Genomic DNA, 15,610 nt, shown 5'->3' with positions numbered 1-15,610 from the left:
CGTTTTAGATCAATAGTATGAAACATATAGAACATAACCTATCACTTACAGGAGGCAACCCTCCCAAGTCATTAACCACTTCACAAAAATTCGCAGTTGTTTTAGGATTGACTGGATTAGGTATTTTTATTTTAGCGCTCACAAACTATAATTTTCCCAATAAAAGTATGTGGCTTGCAGCCGCTCTTACAGCAATAACAAGCGGAATTATTTGGTTCTCCCTAGCTGCCTATTCTCATAAGACAGAGGGCATTAAAAATGATGGCGTTTGGTTTAAGTCTATCGCAAATCGTGGTGTTTGGGCGTGGATACTGGGCGTCGTATTAACTGGATTTTATATCGTTTTGTACTTTTATCCCCAGTTTTTGGGATTGCGTAACGAAGGTGACAATACCGGTCTGGTAGGATTATTTGACCCCTTGAGCAAGATTCTTAGTGGCAACCCCGCAAGCCAGTGGTTTGTATATGGCACACTTTATACAATAGCGATTTTAGCTTTTGGCTTTAAGTTCTTTTTAAAATATAAACACAACCGATATGAAAAATTAAGAACCATATCTGTCATGTTCTTCCAACTAGCGTTTGCTTTTTTGATTCCGGAGTTTATGGCCAGGCTTAATTCAGATTCCTTCTCTTTACCGTATTACGATCTTAAGAATATTTGGCCTCTTAATTATTACAACTTCGAGCAATACAGGGTGGATAGTTTTATAAGTGCCGGCTCGATAGGAACAGCCCTATTGATTTTTGGTATCGCTTCTATTTTTATAATTACTCCTATACTCACCTATAAATATGGTAAACGATGGTACTGCAGCTGGGTGTGTGGTTGCGGTGGTCTTGCTGAGACTGCTGGAGATCCTTTTAGACACCTGAGTGACAAAAGTCAAGCTGCCTGGAAAATTGAGCGTTGGGTGGTACACAGTGTTGTAGTCTTCGTAACTATAATGACAACAGCGGTTGTACACTCGTATCTTGGAGACGACAGTTCAAAGTATTGGTTGACAAAAGACCTGTTTTTAATTGGAGTAGGAACATTGCTTACACTTGTGTTTGCTCTTGTGATGCTTTTCAAACGTAAAGAACTTGCCAAAGATGCCGTTTATGGCGCCATAGGATACTTCACTCTCATCATTGTCTTATTAGCGCTTCACTTTTTTGGCAGCGATGGAAATCTATTCATTTTTGAAGCTGAAAAATTGCGTGCGAGTTATGGTTTTATGATCGGTGCAATTTTCTCCGGAGTGGTAGGGACCGGATTTTATCCAATTTTTGGAAATCGCGTTTGGTGTCGTTTTGGATGTCCTATGGCTGCAATTTTAGGGTTTCAACAACGTTTGTTTTCAAGGTTTAGAATTACAACAAATGGCGGACAATGTATTTCATGTGGCAATTGCTCAACCTACTGTGAGATGGGAATTGATGTTAGAGCATACGCGCAAAAAGGAGAAAATATTGTTCGATCCAGCTGCGTAGGTTGTGGTATTTGTTCGGCGGTTTGTCCTCGTGGAGTTTTAAAACTGGAAAATGATAGTATGAACGGACGTATCAATTCCAATGAAATATTACTTGGTAATGATGTCGATTTGATGGACTATGTTAATCAAGGAAAATAAAGTATGTCAAGACCTGTGGGACGCTTAGCCCATTAGTCCAGGAATAGCTGCCAAGAGTGGATATTATTTACGATATTGCGCCGTTTGATTTTGCACGCTAGTTTTGAAAATCATCATTAGCAAAAACACACTACTTAGGTTCATAGAAAAGATGAATTCAATTATAAAAGTTATTATTCCCGCCTTTAATGAAGAGGATGCAATACCACTGGTTATTCGAGATATTCCCAAATTTGTTTCGGAAATAGTGGTGGTGAGCAACAACTCATCAGATAATACGGAAATAGCTGCTAAGAAAGCAGGGGCTACCGTGTTGAAAGAGCCGCGTATGGGATACGGGTATGCTTGTTTGAAGGGTATAGAATATATCAAAAATCAAGAGATTAAACCTGATATTATTGTATTCCTGGATGGGGATTATAGTGATTACCCAGAAAATCTGACGGAGATTATTGACCCCATTCTTACTGATAACATAGACCTGGTGATTGGTGCTCGAACCAAAGAGCTGAGAGAGCAAGGAGCTATGACTCTTCCTCAAATTTTTGGAAATTGGCTGGCAACAAACCTTATGCGCTTATTTTTTGGAGCTAAATTTACTGACTTAGGACCGTTTCGGGCTATTAAGTTCAGTAAGCTTTTAGCACTCGAAATGGAGGATAAAACATATGGTTGGACTGTGGAAATGCAGTTAAAAGCGATCAAAAAAAATTATACCTATACCGAAGTTAAAGTACCATATAAGAATCGAATAGGAGTTTCAAAAGTTTCTGGAACGGTAAAAGGTGCTATATTTGCAGGCATTAAGATATTAAGTTGGATTTTTAAATACAGTTTCAAATAGTGGATATTGCCATTATCATAATTTACACCCTCGCGTTACTTATTATTTTTTTATATAGTTTAACGCAACTCAACCTGCTCTTTAATTATATAAAATCGCAAAGGCAACCGGATGAATCTCCTGTTTTCAATTTTGAGAACTCACAAGAGATCCCATTCGTTACCATCCAACTACCGGTTTATAATGAGCTATATGTAATGGAACGTTTGCTAGATAACATAGCGCTATTAGAGTATCCAAAAGATAAATTAGAAATTCAGGTTCTGGATGATTCTACTGACGAATCTGTTATGAGTACAGCAGCCCAAATAAAAACATTAAGAGATACAGGACTTGATATCAAGCATATTTGCAGAGAAGATCGCAGTGGTTTTAAAGCGGGTGCACTTAAAGAAGGTCTAAACATAGCTAAAGGTGAATTTGTAGCTATCTTTGATGCCGATTTCTTGCCCGGTAACCAATGGTTACTACGAACCATTCCTTTTTTCAAAGACTCAAGTATTGGTGTCGTTCAGACACGATGGAGTCATATCAACCGCAATTATTCCCTGTTAACTAAAATTCAGGCATTCGCATTGGATTTTCACTTTACAATGGAGCAAGTAGGGAGAAATTATAATAATCACTTTATCAACTTTAATGGTACTGCCGGTGTGTGGAGAAAAAAATGTATTCTTGATGCCGGTAACTGGCAGGGAGATACACTAACCGAAGATTTAGATTTGAGCTATCGTGCGCAAATGAAAAAATGGAAGTTTAAATATCTTGAAGATGTAGAAACTCCGGCGGAGCTACCGATCGTAATTAGTGCTGCACGTTCGCAACAATTTCGCTGGAACAAAGGAGCTGCCGAAAATTTTCAGAAGTTATTCTGGAAACTCCTCAAGGATTCAACTGTGCCATTTAAAACAAAATTGCATAGCTTTTTTCATTTATTAAATAGTAGCCTTTTTCTTTTGGTTTTATTGGTGGCTATATTAAGCGTACCTATTTTGTATATCAAAAATAGTAACCCTTTATTCAGCTGGTACTTTAATGTCATCGCCTTTTTTGCCTTAAGCACCGTGATATTTTTCTTCTGTTATTGGTACACCTTTAAGAGGATTCATGGTAAAGGTTTTTGGAATTTTATGGAGTACATAAAAATGTTTTTTACATTTTTCTCAATTGCAATGGGGTTTTCGGTTCATAACTCCGTGGCAGTACTAGAAGGTCATTTAGGTAAGAAGAGTGAATTCATTAGAACGCCAAAATTCAATGTAAGTACGTTAAAAAATAATCTAAAAGACAACAAATACATCAATAAAAATATTTCAGGTAATACCATTATTGAAGCACTACTCATGGGATACTTTGGTTTTGCACTGTATAGTGCTTTTAAACTACAGGATTTTGGTTTATTTTTATTTCATATGATGTTATTCTTAGGATTTGGATTTGTGTTTATAAAATCTATCACTTCAAAACTGTGATCGGTCGACTTCAGAAATATAGTGGCATCCCAATCATACTTCTGATTTTCAGTTTTCTTTTTTATCTCATTTTTGCGTATTCTTTGGAACGGACTGATTTTATAAAATTAGTTTGCTTATACAGCGCATTATTTTTCTTTGCATACAAACTACTTAGTCTTTACAAGCATGATTTTAAATTCTTGGCAGGGGTGGGATTGCTATTTAGGCTTCTGTTCTTATTTGCCATCCCCAACTTATCTCAGGATTTTTATCGTTTTATATGGGATGGCAGACTTCTGGTACAAGGCTTCAATCCATACCTAACTTTACCGCTGGAGTGGATCTCTCAAGGTAACGCTCCCCTTGCTCAGGCAGAAGTCCTATACGATGGAATGGGAGCGTTAAACGGAAGCCACTACACTAATTATCCTCCGCTAAGTCAGCTTTGTTATAGCATTGCTGCTTTGATTGCAGACAACAGTATTTTGGGAACTGTAATTATACTCCGTTCAATCATCATTTTAGCAGATATTGGGACGCTTTATTTTGGCAAAAAACTACTCACATTTCTAAACTTACCTGAGCATCATATTTTTTTCTACTTTCTTAATCCTTTTATAATTATAGAATTGACGGGAAACTTACATTTTGAGGCGGTCATGGTATTTTTCTTAGCTTGGTCACTATATTTATTAGCCAAACAACAATGGCATTGGGCTGCAGCGGTTTTTGGACTCTCTATCTCTGTTAAATTGTTACCCTTGCTCCTGCTACCGTTGCTTTTTCAATATTTTATTCCATTTTACAAAGCTCAACCTTCCAGATTCAGAAAAGCTCCAAAATTGTTGCTTTTTTATACGCTGACTATTACGATTGCATTGTTAACCTTTCTTCCCTTTATAAGTAACGAATTTCTGCAAAACTTTAGCCAAACTATTGCACTGTGGTTTCAAAATTTTGAATTTAATGCCAGCATCTACTATATTATTAGATGGTTCGGTTATCAAACTGTTGGTTGGAATATAATAGGAACAGTCGGTAAAATATTACCTGTTCTATCTGTTTTAGGAATTTTGAGTTTGAGCATTTTTAGAAAAAACTCAAATTTTCCTCAGGTACTTACAGCTATGTTGTTTGCAATTTCTCTCTATTTTTTACTCTCTACTACAGTTCATCCCTGGTATCTGGCGATTCCTGTTTTTTTATCAATCTTTACTACCTATCGTTATGTTCTTTGGTGGTCACTGACAGTTGTATTAAGCTATAGTGCGTATGCCGAAACTAATTTTAGTGAAAATTTAGCTTTGGTCGCTTTAGAATATCTAATCGTAATCGGTATATTTATTTTTGAAATCTTTCAGCATAAAAAAGCAAAGACCTCTCATCTTGAAAATTAATTACAAAAAAACAGGGAGAAGAATTCTCAGAACTATTTTAGGTATATCCCTGCTTATTCTGGGGGCTTATGTTTTTTTATACTTTAGACAGGAACGGTTCTTTTTTAATCCGAAATTACTGGATAAAGCATACGAGTACAAATTTGAACAACCGTTTGAAGAAATCAACATCAAAGTTGCCGAAAAAATAGAGCTCAATGCCTTGCTTTTCAAAACATCAACCGCATCTAAGGGTGTGATTCTGTATTTTCATGGTAATGCAGGCGCTATCCATGACTGGGGGAAGAGAGCTTCGCTATACACCGATAACCAGTATGATATTTTATTTGTTGATTACCGTGGCTATGGTAAAAGTGATGGCTTTTACTCTCAAGAAGAGCAACTATATAATGATGCTCAAGAAGTATACAATTATGTCAAAACACGTTACGATGAATCCCGTATTATTGTTCTTGGATTTTCTCTAGGAACTGGTTTTGCCGCATATACCGCCGCAAAAAACAATCCAAAGCTATTGATACTAGAAGCCCCGTACTATTCTTGGAATACTTTTATTGCAAGTATTGCTCCTGTACCTCAAATGCTGATAAATTATGAAATCCCTTCCTACCAATTCTTATCAGAAGTTTCTTGTCCCGTCTATATCTTTCATGGCTCCAGAGACTTTTTGATTAGTCCCAAAGAAAACTCAAAGAAACTTAAGGCGCTGTATCCAGATAAGATAAATCACATAATGATTGAGGGTGCAGGACATAATGGAATTTATATTACGAAGCAATATTATGATATTCTCAAAAATATTTTGGCTGCACCACTTACTACTGCATTAAAAGAAACTACATCATTCGAAGATTGACAACCTCTTGTTCTGTAAGAATCCTCCAGTGTCCTCTTGGTAAATCTTTTTTGGTCAATCCTGCATAAATAACACGATCTAATTTTACAACATCATATTCTAAATGTTCAAATAATTTGTGTACGATATTGTTTTTTGAAGATTTTAATTCTATCCCCACCTCATTTTTGGAAGCTCCATCAATATATGATATCTCGTCTACGTTAATAAGACCTTCTTTCAGCTTGATGCCTTCTTTTATTTTAATTAGATCTTCATACTTTAAGTTACGACTTAGCTCAACATGATAGATCTTACGTACGCCTACTTTGTGATCAATTAGTTTCCTTTCGATATCAACATCATTGGTAAATAATAGTAAACCAGTTGTATTGCGATCCAAACGCCCTACCGGTTTCAGTACCGATTTTGATGCATTTGCTACCAGATCCATAACGGTTCTGGTTTTTTCTGCACTATTAGTAGTGACAAAACCCTTAGGTTTATTAAGAAGCACATATTCTTTTTTGTAAGGCGTAATCAACCTTCCGTCAAATTTAACCTCATCGGTAAGCTTTACCTTATATCCCATTTCTGTAATAGGCTTACCATTCACCCAAACACTTCCTGTTTGTATATATAAATCTGCCTCTCTACGTGAACAAACCCCAGAATTCGCAACAAATTTATTAAGCCTCATCTCGTCAGAGACTTTGATAATTCGTTTAACCGGTTCTTTTTTTCGTATAGGGGCATTCCCTCTTGCATAAGATTTTCCTCTGGATTTTCCACCCTGTCTTCCACTATTACTTCCTTTATTGGAATTATCTCCACGACTCATATCTGAAATTTTGCACAAAGATAGCTTATTCCCTCTTTATAAGGCAACTATTCTTTATCTAGTTGAATTGTACTTTGTCGTTCTCTGTTTACATAAAGTCGTGTTACATCAGGACGTGCATAATGACCCACAGGATCAAAATTTTGACGCTCTTTCAAAACTTCATTAAAATCTAAGGTCGCGGTAATCAGCTCTTCTTTATCAATTACTGGAGACACTATCCATTCGCCATCGGGCCCCGCAATACAGGAGCCACCGTTAGCCAACGGAGTCTTAAGAGAACCAAAGATAGCAGCTCGATTCGGGAAATCTTGAGGAATATCTGAAAGTTTGAGTACACTAGAAACTGACAACACATAGGATCTGGATTCTCTTGCTATAAAACGCGTTATGTCTTTGGTATTAAAATCACTTCCCGGCCAGACTGCTACATGCAAGTTTTCTCCCTGACCATAGAGCGCAGCTCGGGGTAACGGCATCCAATTTTCCCAACAATTTAAGCCTCCAACAGTAAATGGTGGCAATTCATGAACTTGTAATCCATTACCATCACCCGGGGACCAACTTAGTCGCTCCTCATAGGTAGGCTGTAATTTGCGATGAACAGATTGTATGTTTCCTTCTTCACTAATATAAATCAAGGAGGCATACAAACTGTGACCTCCTCTATCCATAGGACGCTCAATTACGCCAATATACATAGCGATTTTATACTGTTTAGCTAAGTTACATACTCCCTGTAAATCTCCATTTTCTATAACAACCGAGTTCATAGCGTAATGCGCATGGATCTCTTTTTGAACAGAATTATTAAACTCACTTGCTTGAGTCAGGGCTAACCAAAAAGGATATCCGGGTAATAAGGCTTCTCCAAAGACGAGTAATGCTACATCCTGCTCAGAAGCATCTATAATGGTTGCCTCAATTTTTGCTAAGGTTTTCTCCTTATCCAAAAATACTGGTGCTATTTGTGCTAAGCCAACTGTTAGTGATGATTTCATACATGTATATTTAAGTTATGTTGCAACCAAAATGTCCTTACCCTTAATCTTAGAGGTCACACATGCAAGCTATATTACGCTATAAGAACTTACGTAAGATACTCTCTATATCTATAAGAACTATATTGAAAACACCTGAAACAATGATGAATTTCATGGCATTATGTAACCATAGATAGTGTCTTTGAGCCTTAGACAACCATAAACCAACCAAAAAGAAAAAGAGTAATGATAGCACGATATTAAAATAGATTCCCATATAGCCAATATCGTACTGTGTGAGCAATAAGTAAGTAGGTAAAATACAAGCAAGCACCAAAATAGTAATAACACGTTTGGATACCTTCTCACCATACAAAATAGGCAGTGTATGATAATCCTGTGCTAAGTCCCCTTTTATCGTGCTTAAATCTTTAACCATTTCTCGTATTACCAATAATAAGAACAAGTAAGAAGCATGTACAAATATTACATGGTCAAAATTTTTATAGTAGACAAAAACTGCAAAGAAAGGTATGATTGAGAGCAAAGCTGCTATAATATTACCGAAAAGAGGGATTTTTTTTAGTTTATGAGAATAAATCCAAATTCCGAAAATATATATAGAGAAGAATAAAACAGCTCTAAATGAAACATAACTTGCCAGAACGACCGACAAAAAATTAAGGACAAAATATCCGGTTAACTTTGTACGCTGACTTACTAATCGATCCAACATGCTTTTCTGCGGACGATTAATTAAATCCTTTTCACGATCATAAAAGTTATTGATAATATAACCGGAAGCAATGACAATTGAAGAAGCTAGAATTAAAACAAACAGTTTAGTGTCAAACAGTATATGACTAATAGGAACGTGAGGAGCCAGTATAAAGATTGAGGTTAAGTATTGCGCAATTACAATAATTAGAATATTATAACCACGAACCACCGAAAACAAACTCAACAGCTTTAGCAATATGAGTTTATTTTTTCTGGACAGCATACATACTGCTTTTTAAAAGTTGTAAACTACTTCTAACTTATAATTTTCTAGTGCTGCTTGCGCTTTATCAAAGTCTTCTGTAAAACCTAGAATGTAACCTCCGCCACCAGAACCACAAAGTTTTAGATAATATGCATTGGTATCAATACCTTTTTTCCACAGAGCATGAAATTGTTGAGGTATCATTGGTTTAAAGTTATCAAGAACAACGTTGGATAGCTTTTTTATATTCATAAAAAGAGATTTTACATCTCCTTTCAAAAAATCATCAACACAGTCATCGGTATGCTTAACAAATTGTGTTTTGAGCATATTACGGAAACCTTCTTGCTTCATATTTTCCATAAAAATACTCACCATCGGTGCGGTTTCACCTACAATACCACTATCTAATAAAAAAACTGCTCCCTTTTTCTGTTCTGTACTTTGAGACGGAATTCCAGCTGCTTCGATATTATCTTTGGAGTGAATAAGAATAGGTAAACTTAAGTAACTATTTAAAGGATCTAAGCCTGAGCTCTTGCCATGAAAAAAAGATTCCATCACAGCAAAAATTTCTTTTAATTTGAGTAATTTATCTCGTGTTAGATTTTCAAGAATGGTAATTTTATCAACAGCATATTTATCATAAATCGCCGCAACTAGAGCGCCGCTACTTCCAACTCCATATCCTTGAGGAATACTGCTATCAAAATACATTCCTGATGCCACGTCACTAAGTAAAGCTTTAAAATCAAAAGTGACTAATGCATCATTCTGAATAGATTGCAGGTACGCTGCAAAATTCTTCAAATGCGTATTCGACTTGATAGCTTCTTCAGAAGGATTATCTGAAACTTTTAAAGCGCCCTTGTAAAAATTATATGGAATACTGAGACCTTTGGAGTCTTTAATAATACCATACTCTCCAAACAGAAGAATCTTAGAATAAAATAGTGGTCCTTTCATCAGTTGATAGTGCTTACTGTAGTTGTCGTCTTTATAGTGATAAAATTACACTATTTTGGCTCCCAATCCAAGTTTATCGCAAATATACTGTCCTTTATCGCAATACGCAACTAAGCTTGTCTTAATGAAATCGTAAATCTTATCTTTTTCATTCTCAGGAAACAGGAGGTGGACATTAGCTCCTGCATCGAGAGTAAAACAAACTTTTGAACCCGTTTCTTTACGATATTCCCAAACTTTCTGAAGTACTGTAAGGGTATGGGGTTTCATTAAAATAAAATATGGTAATGAGGTCATCATCATGGCATGCAATGTTAATGCCTCGCTTTCTACTAGCGTGATAAAACGATCCAGATCTCCTGTTTTAAGAACTTGGATCAAGTCATCGACAGCATCGTGAGCTTGTTCGAATCGTTTTTGTGCAAAGGGATGGCCATGCATAAGGTTATGTCCTACAGTACTACTCACTTGTTTTTCACCTTTGTCTATCAGTAAAATGACATCCTGGTAGTTATCAAAGTTTTTATGAACTTCAAAAGGTACCTTGACAGCATATGCATCAGAACTTTCTGCAATAGCATTGTGCTTTCCCCACATAGTCACCGGACCCTCTATACTGCGACATGCACTTCCCGAACCAAGTCTGGATAAAAAGGATGCTTTTTGCACAAGCAACTCCTGAGACAATTCAGGGTTAATTATTTTTTCTAAATGTACTAATGCAAACGCCAAGGCACTCATGCCACTGGCAGAGGAGGCTATTCCACTACTATGAGGAAAGGTGTTTTGCGTATCAATTTTCAACTTGTAATTTTTTACAAAGGAAACATACGGCAAAATACGTTGTAGAAATGCTTCTATTTTTGGTCTAAAATCCGGTTTTTCTTTTCCTTCGAATAATAAATCAAACTTGACAGTTTCTTGTATTTCACTAAGCTTTGTATACTCGAGTGAGGTTTCGGTGTAACAATTGGACAAAGTGAAACTTATCGAAGGGTTTTCCGGTAATTGTACTTCTCTTTTTCCCCAATACTTAACCAAAGCTATATTACTCGGCGACGTACATCGTATCGTTCCTTTGTCGGGTAAATTTGAATAAACTGGTGAAATAAACGCTGTAGAACTGCTCATCAAAAAAAAACATTTTGACAAAGATAAGTGCTTAGTCGAATTTAATAGTAGAGCTAGTGAAAATAAATTGCTATTTTAGTGCTTGACTAAGGTAGGGCTATGAAGAAAAAATTAATTCGTATTAGTATTGCTGTTTTTATTTGTCTTTCCATAGGCATTTTGAGCAGTATTGCTACGCAATCAGGTATGAGTTCTTGGTACCCTTCGTTAGTTAAACCCGCCTTCACCCCACCGCAATGGGTGTTTGGCCCGGTATGGATTGTATTGTATATATTAATGGGAATAGCAGCTGGTATGGTTTGGAGTCGCGGCTTTTATCATAAATGGGTTAAAGTAGCCTTATACCATTTCGGTTTTCAACTCTTATTAAACGCAGCATGGTCTATACTATTTTTTGGCTTGCGAAGCCCCTTATTAGCGCTACTGGATATAACTGCCCTGTTTATCCTTATCCTTTTTACCATCAAATGGTTTAAAGTCGTCAATAATACCGCCGCTTACCTACTTATTCCTTACGCTATATGGATTGCTTTTGCGGCAATTTTGAACTATAGCATATGGCAGCTTAATTAATAGTTGAACAAGGAAATATAACACATGAGTAAAAAAGCAATAGTCTTGCAAACCACCTTAGAGTTAATAACTACTCAGGGGATAAATGCTACATCGCTATCGCAGATTATAAAAGAATCTGGAGTTGCCAATGGAACGGTATATCATCATTTCAAAAATAAGGAGGAGATAATCACCGAACTCTATCTGATGCTAACCCAGGATTTTGGAACTGTAGTGATGAGAAATACAGATCAGGGGGATTACAAAAAGCAGTTTTCAACTATGTGGATGAATTTGTTCCATTATTTTGTGAACAATCCGTTAGCCTTCGTTTTTTCTGAGCAAATTGCACGCTCACCAGAAATACCACAATCTTTAAAGGATCGTGCGAGAAAATATTTTAGTGAGATAGAATTGTATTTTAGAAACGGAATCAGAGATAAGGTTTTTAAATCCTATAACACCATGGTAATGGAAGAGCTTTTCTTTGGAAATGTAGTTTCTATCGTAAAAATTCATGAAAATGAAAAGGTAACGCTACAAGAAAAACACTTACAGCAAGCAATTGAAATTTCCTGGAGAGGATTTGTAAAAGAATAAAACGATGAATGGTATTGCTATTTAATTCGTATTTTTCTTTTCTTCCAAAGATTTTTCAGCCAAAGTGCATGCTGCAATGTAACCGCTTGTCCACGCATTTTGAAAGTTGAACCCTCCTGTAATAGCATCGATATTCAAAATTTCACCGGTAAAAAATAAATTCTGATGTGTTTTACTCTCGAACGTTTTAAAATTGACTTCTTGCAAAATGACACCTCCGGCAGTGACAAATTCTTCTTTAAACGTACTTTTACCGTTGATACTAAATTTTGATTCGGTGAGCTGCGTTGCTAACTTCCTTAATTGTTCTTTTTTGAGATCTGCCCATCGTGTTTGTTCGGTAATTCCCGAAGCGATCACTAGCGATTGCCACAAGCGCTTTGGTAAGTCAAACTGCGCGTATTTAAATGCATATTGTTTAGTATATTGACGTTTGAGTTCTTGTAACCCAATAAATGCTTCTTCACTTGTTTGTTCGTGTAACCAATTTATTTCAATTTCAAACTTGTAAGCTTTTGCATGGAGTTCTATTGCCCCCCAAGCAGACAATTTTAAAATAGCCGGTCCGCTCAGCCCCCAATGTGTAATCAACACCGGCCCTTCTGACTTCAACTTAGTTCCTTTTACTTTTACCGAAGCGTGCGTAGCAATTCCAGGCAAATTTTTAATTCGACTGTCCTTACAATTAAAAGTAAATAGAGAAGGAACCGGAGCTACTGTCTTATGAAATTTTTGATCTAACAGCGTCCATATTTTTGGATTACTTCCAGTGGCTGCTACGAGGTACTTGGCCTTAAACATACCTTTTGAGGTGTGCACCTCCCAACAATCTGATGATTTTTGAAATTCTTTTACCGCGTGATTAGTTTTTACGTCAATTTGGTGTATTCTTGCTTCCTTCAGGAAACAATCTATAATAGATTCTGATGAATCGGACACAGGAAAAACACGTCCATCTTCTTCAATTTTTAAAGGCACCCCACGTTCTTCAAACCAAGCCATAGTATCGCCAGTCATAAAAGTATGAAAGGGACCTCTTAATTCTTTTTCGCCACGAGGATAATTTTTAGTTAAATCATTAGGCATAAACTCTGCATGCGTCACATTACAGCGGCCGCCACCAGAGATTCTTACTTTAGATAACACTTCCTTACCTCGCTCTAGAATGGCTATTTTGAGATTTGGGTTTTTATCTACTGCATTTATTGCTGTAAAAAAACCAGCTGCACCTCCGCCTACTACGATCACGTCATAATTCATCGTGTAAAATTAGTCAAAAACCGAAGGGAAACAAGTCCTTAGAAATAATTTACTTAGACAAATGCTGAGATTCCGGTGATATCCATACCAGTAATTAACAGGTGAATATCATGCGTACCTTCATAGGTAATTACACTTTCAAGATTCATCATATGCCTCATAATACTATATTCTCCGGTGATTCCCATGCCCCCAAGTATCTGTCGTGCTTCTCTGGCTATCTTTATCGCCATATCCACATTGTTTCTTTTAGCCATAGAAATTTGAGCCGAGGTAGCTTTACCTTGGTCTCTTAAAACACCTAAGCGCCATGCTAACAATTGCGCTTTAGTAATTTCGGTGATCATTTCTGCTAGTTTTTTTTGCTGTAACTGTGTACCTCCGATAGGTTTATCAAACTGAATACGCTCCTTTGCATAACGCAAAGCTGTATCATAGCAATCCATCGCTGCACCAATTGCTCCCCAAGCAATACCGAACCTTGCCGAGTCTAAACATCCCAGAGGTGCACCAAGCCCACTCTTACCGGGTAATAAATTCTCTTTAGGCACTTTTACATTATCAAAAATCAATTCTCCGGTTGCCGAAGCTCTCAAAGACCATTTATTATGTGTTTCCGGCGTAGTAAACCCTTCCATTCCCCGCTCTACAATTAATCCGTGTATCCTTCCAGATGCATCCTTTGCCCAAACCACAGCTATATCAGCAAACGGAGCATTGGATATCCAAAGTTTAGCTCCGTTGAGAACATAATACCCTCCTTCTTCTTTAAAATTAGTAGTCATTCCGCCAGGGTTTGAGCCGTGATCTGGCTCTGTCAAGCCAAAGCATCCCATAAACTCACCGGATGCCAATTTTGGTAAATATTTTTTACGTTGCGCCTCGGTACCATATTTAAATATAGGATACATCACCAAAGATGACTGAACGGAAGCTGTAGACCGTACACCAGAATCTCCTCGTTCTATTTCTTGCATAATCAGACCGTAACTGATTTGATCTAGTCCAGCACCACCATACTCTTGCGGTATGTAGGGACCAAAAGCACCGATATCTGCCAAACCTTTAATTATCTGCTTAGGAAACTCTGCTCGTTGCGCGTACTCCTCAATTATAGGTGAGACTTCGCGTTTTACCCAACTGCGCGCAGCATCTCTGACCATTTTATGCTCATCGCTTAACAAATCATCTATCTGATAATAATCGGGGGCTTGAAATAAATCTGGCTTCATATATAAAAATTTAGACCGTACATACTATTCTGATACTAACAAATGTAACTAAAGCAATACGAGAACACAATTTTTTAACCCCCAATATATTTTGATAAAAGCGAAGCAGTGTTATACCATTTTAAGTTAAAACTCCGAAGATTAATTACAACTAGTCCAAAATTTTTGGAAGTACCGTAAATACTGAGTAAATAATCCTCATATTCCTACAAAAATCTACACTTTATCTCACTTTTCTTACATTAAGAGTTCTTTAACACAACTTTTCAAGACACTGTAAATCAGTTTACTAAATATAATCCTAGAAACAATTAGCAGATGGCACACTTATTACTATTACTTATATGAATTTAATTTAGAATTAAAACCTAATAAAACTTATAACGATGAAAAATTTATTTGTATTACCAGCATTAGCGTTAACCTTGACAATAGGATCAGTAGCTGCTCAAGATCTTGCAGTAAACGATGCAACCGAGGTAACACTACAAGAAAAGTATGTTGAATTAGCAGTTGAGAATTTACCACAACCTGTATTAGATGCTGTTGCAAACGATTATGAAGGAGCAACTATAAGTAAGGCTGCCGCAAAACAGGATGCATCAGAATTTAAACTAGAGCTTACTCAAGAAGATGGTGAGGTTATGGAAGTATATGTTGATGCAGAAGGAAATTGGATCTCTGAATAACATCTTATTGTTAGATAGCTTAAATAGACCACTATCTAAAGACTAAAAAAATCATTTATGAGAAAGGAAAGAAACCCGTTATGGGTTTCTTTTTTTTTGAAAAAAATTTAACCAATACTATACGGTACATTCATTTGAATTAAAAACATAGTACACCGCTTTAAAACATTCAGGGCAAGTCTCACTTTCGAATGAATGATTCTTAACCATAACTCATTACTT

15 protein-coding genes are annotated in these 15,610 nt (G+C 36.6%); 8 read left to right on the top strand and 7 right to left on the bottom strand.

The genetic code is table 11. From position 1 onward, the window contains the following. Positions 1-17: 17 nt before the first annotated feature. The 5 genes from ACJRPK_RS04495 to ACJRPK_RS04475 all read left to right on the top strand — a co-directional run bounded on the left by ACJRPK_RS04495 (position 18) and on the right by ACJRPK_RS04475 (position 6,167). Positions 18-1,616, top strand: coding sequence for a 4Fe-4S binding protein (locus tag ACJRPK_RS04495; RefSeq protein ID WP_407138595.1), 1,599 nt, complete (start codon positions 18-20; stop codon positions 1,614-1,616). Between the two features lie 151 nt (positions 1,617-1,767). Then, positions 1,768-2,460, top strand: a complete 693-nt coding sequence (locus ACJRPK_RS04490; RefSeq protein ID WP_407138594.1) for a glycosyltransferase family 2 protein — start codon at positions 1,768-1,770, stop codon at positions 2,458-2,460. Further along, positions 2,460-3,932, top strand: coding sequence for a cellulose synthase family protein (locus ACJRPK_RS04485; RefSeq protein WP_407138592.1), 1,473 nt, complete (start codon positions 2,460-2,462; stop codon positions 3,930-3,932). Before ACJRPK_RS04490 ends, ACJRPK_RS04485 begins: the two co-directional genes overlap by 1 nt. A 191-nt stretch (positions 3,933-4,123) precedes the next feature. After that, positions 4,124-5,311 carry a mannosyltransferase gene (locus ACJRPK_RS04480; protein WP_407138824.1) on the top strand — a complete coding sequence of 396 codons (1,188 nt, stop codon included), beginning with the start codon at positions 4,124-4,126 and terminating at the stop codon, positions 5,309-5,311. Continuing rightward, on the top strand, positions 5,301-6,167 hold the full coding sequence (locus ACJRPK_RS04475) for an alpha/beta hydrolase (protein ID WP_407138591.1): 867 nt from the start codon (positions 5,301-5,303) through the stop codon (positions 6,165-6,167). The genes ACJRPK_RS04480 and ACJRPK_RS04475 overlap by 11 nt, the downstream gene beginning before the upstream one ends. Here ACJRPK_RS04475 and ACJRPK_RS04470 read toward each other — a convergent pair. From ACJRPK_RS04470 to mvaD, 5 genes are all read right to left on the bottom strand, one after another. Next, positions 6,148-6,987: a pseudouridine synthase gene (locus tag ACJRPK_RS04470; protein WP_407138590.1), complete on the bottom strand. Its 840-nt coding sequence runs from the start codon at positions 6,985-6,987 to the stop codon at positions 6,148-6,150. The two genes, ACJRPK_RS04475 and ACJRPK_RS04470, sit on opposite strands and share 20 nt — an antisense overlap. Positions 6,988-7,034: 47 nt before the next feature. After that, positions 7,035-7,988, bottom strand: coding sequence for a carbon-nitrogen hydrolase family protein (locus ACJRPK_RS04465; protein ID WP_407138588.1), 954 nt, complete (start codon positions 7,986-7,988; stop codon positions 7,035-7,037). A gap of 79 nt (positions 7,989-8,067) precedes the next feature. Then, positions 8,068-8,973 carry a geranylgeranylglycerol-phosphate geranylgeranyltransferase gene (locus tag ACJRPK_RS04460; RefSeq protein WP_407138587.1) on the bottom strand — a complete coding sequence of 302 codons (906 nt, stop codon included), beginning with the start codon at positions 8,971-8,973 and terminating at the stop codon, positions 8,068-8,070. A 12-nt stretch (positions 8,974-8,985) separates the two neighbouring features. Further along, positions 8,986-9,921: a mevalonate kinase gene (locus ACJRPK_RS04455; RefSeq protein WP_407138586.1), complete on the bottom strand. Its 936-nt coding sequence runs from the start codon at positions 9,919-9,921 to the stop codon at positions 8,986-8,988. A gap of 45 nt (positions 9,922-9,966) precedes the next feature. Continuing rightward, the gene (gene mvaD, locus ACJRPK_RS04450) at positions 9,967-11,052 is read right to left on the bottom strand and encodes a diphosphomevalonate decarboxylase (RefSeq protein WP_407138585.1); all 1,086 of its coding nucleotides are present in this window, start codon (positions 11,050-11,052) and stop codon (positions 9,967-9,969) included. Between the two features lie 99 nt (positions 11,053-11,151). Between mvaD and ACJRPK_RS04445 the strand changes: the two genes are divergently transcribed. Together ACJRPK_RS04445 and ACJRPK_RS04440 are read left to right on the top strand one after the other, a co-directional pair. Beyond that, positions 11,152-11,625 carry a TspO/MBR family protein gene (locus ACJRPK_RS04445; protein ID WP_407138584.1) on the top strand — a complete coding sequence of 158 codons (474 nt, stop codon included), beginning with the start codon at positions 11,152-11,154 and terminating at the stop codon, positions 11,623-11,625. A gap of 24 nt (positions 11,626-11,649) precedes the next feature. After that, entirely contained in the window at positions 11,650-12,207 is a 558-nt protein-coding gene (locus ACJRPK_RS04440; protein ID WP_148781254.1) for a TetR/AcrR family transcriptional regulator, read from the top strand. A 21-nt stretch (positions 12,208-12,228) separates the two neighbouring features. Here ACJRPK_RS04440 and ACJRPK_RS04435 read toward each other — a convergent pair whose 3' ends face one another. Beyond that, a complete protein-coding gene (locus tag ACJRPK_RS04435) occupies positions 12,229-13,467 on the bottom strand; it encodes an NAD(P)/FAD-dependent oxidoreductase (RefSeq protein WP_407138583.1) in 1,239 nt (412 codons plus the stop codon). Positions 13,468-13,520: 53 nt separating this feature from the next. After that, positions 13,521-14,699: an acyl-CoA dehydrogenase family protein gene (locus ACJRPK_RS04430; protein WP_407138582.1), complete on the bottom strand. Its 1,179-nt coding sequence runs from the start codon at positions 14,697-14,699 to the stop codon at positions 13,521-13,523. A 386-nt stretch (positions 14,700-15,085) separates the two neighbouring features. Here ACJRPK_RS04430 and ACJRPK_RS04425 point away from each other — a divergent pair, with 386 nt between their 5' ends. Then, complete coding sequence (locus ACJRPK_RS04425; protein WP_148781251.1) at positions 15,086-15,388, top strand: hypothetical protein; 303 nt, start codon at positions 15,086-15,088, stop codon at positions 15,386-15,388. Positions 15,389-15,610 lie beyond the last annotated feature (222 nt).

The sequence above is a fragment of the Aquimarina sp. 2-A2 genome (assembly GCF_045505135.1).
Taxonomy (GTDB): Bacteria; Bacteroidota; Bacteroidia; order Flavobacteriales; family Flavobacteriaceae; genus Aquimarina; species Aquimarina intermedia.
Note: the sequence above shows the minus strand (reverse complement) of the source record. Positions and strands in the feature narration are given on the sequence as shown.

What these genes read in the sequence shown, in the direction of transcription:
- mvaD (WP_407138585.1), bottom strand. Translation starts at nt 11,052, where the DNA reads ATGAGCAGTTCTACAGCGTTTATTTCACCAGTTTATTCAAATTTACCC.
- ACJRPK_RS04445 (WP_407138584.1), top strand. Translation starts at nt 11,152, where the DNA reads ATGAAGAAAAAATTAATTCGTATTAGTATTGCTGTTTTTATTTGTCTT.
- ACJRPK_RS04460 (WP_407138587.1), bottom strand. Translation starts at nt 8,973, where the DNA reads ATGCTGTCCAGAAAAAATAAACTCATATTGCTAAAGCTGTTGAGTTTG.
- ACJRPK_RS04430 (WP_407138582.1), bottom strand. Translation starts at nt 14,699, where the DNA reads ATGAAGCCAGATTTATTTCAAGCCCCCGATTATTATCAGATAGATGAT.
- ACJRPK_RS04455 (WP_407138586.1), bottom strand. Translation starts at nt 9,921, where the DNA reads ATGAAAGGACCACTATTTTATTCTAAGATTCTTCTGTTTGGAGAGTAT.
- ACJRPK_RS04490 (WP_407138594.1), top strand. Translation starts at nt 1,768, where the DNA reads ATGAATTCAATTATAAAAGTTATTATTCCCGCCTTTAATGAAGAGGAT.
- ACJRPK_RS04495 (WP_407138595.1), top strand. Translation starts at nt 18, where the DNA reads ATGAAACATATAGAACATAACCTATCACTTACAGGAGGCAACCCTCCC.
- ACJRPK_RS04435 (WP_407138583.1), bottom strand. Translation starts at nt 13,467, where the DNA reads ATGAATTATGACGTGATCGTAGTAGGCGGAGGTGCAGCTGGTTTTTTT.
- ACJRPK_RS04440 (WP_148781254.1), top strand. Translation starts at nt 11,650, where the DNA reads ATGAGTAAAAAAGCAATAGTCTTGCAAACCACCTTAGAGTTAATAACT.
- ACJRPK_RS04470 (WP_407138590.1), bottom strand. Translation starts at nt 6,987, where the DNA reads ATGAGTCGTGGAGATAATTCCAATAAAGGAAGTAATAGTGGAAGACAG.
- ACJRPK_RS04425 (WP_148781251.1), top strand. Translation starts at nt 15,086, where the DNA reads ATGAAAAATTTATTTGTATTACCAGCATTAGCGTTAACCTTGACAATA.
- ACJRPK_RS04465 (WP_407138588.1), bottom strand. Translation starts at nt 7,988, where the DNA reads ATGAAATCATCACTAACAGTTGGCTTAGCACAAATAGCACCAGTATTT.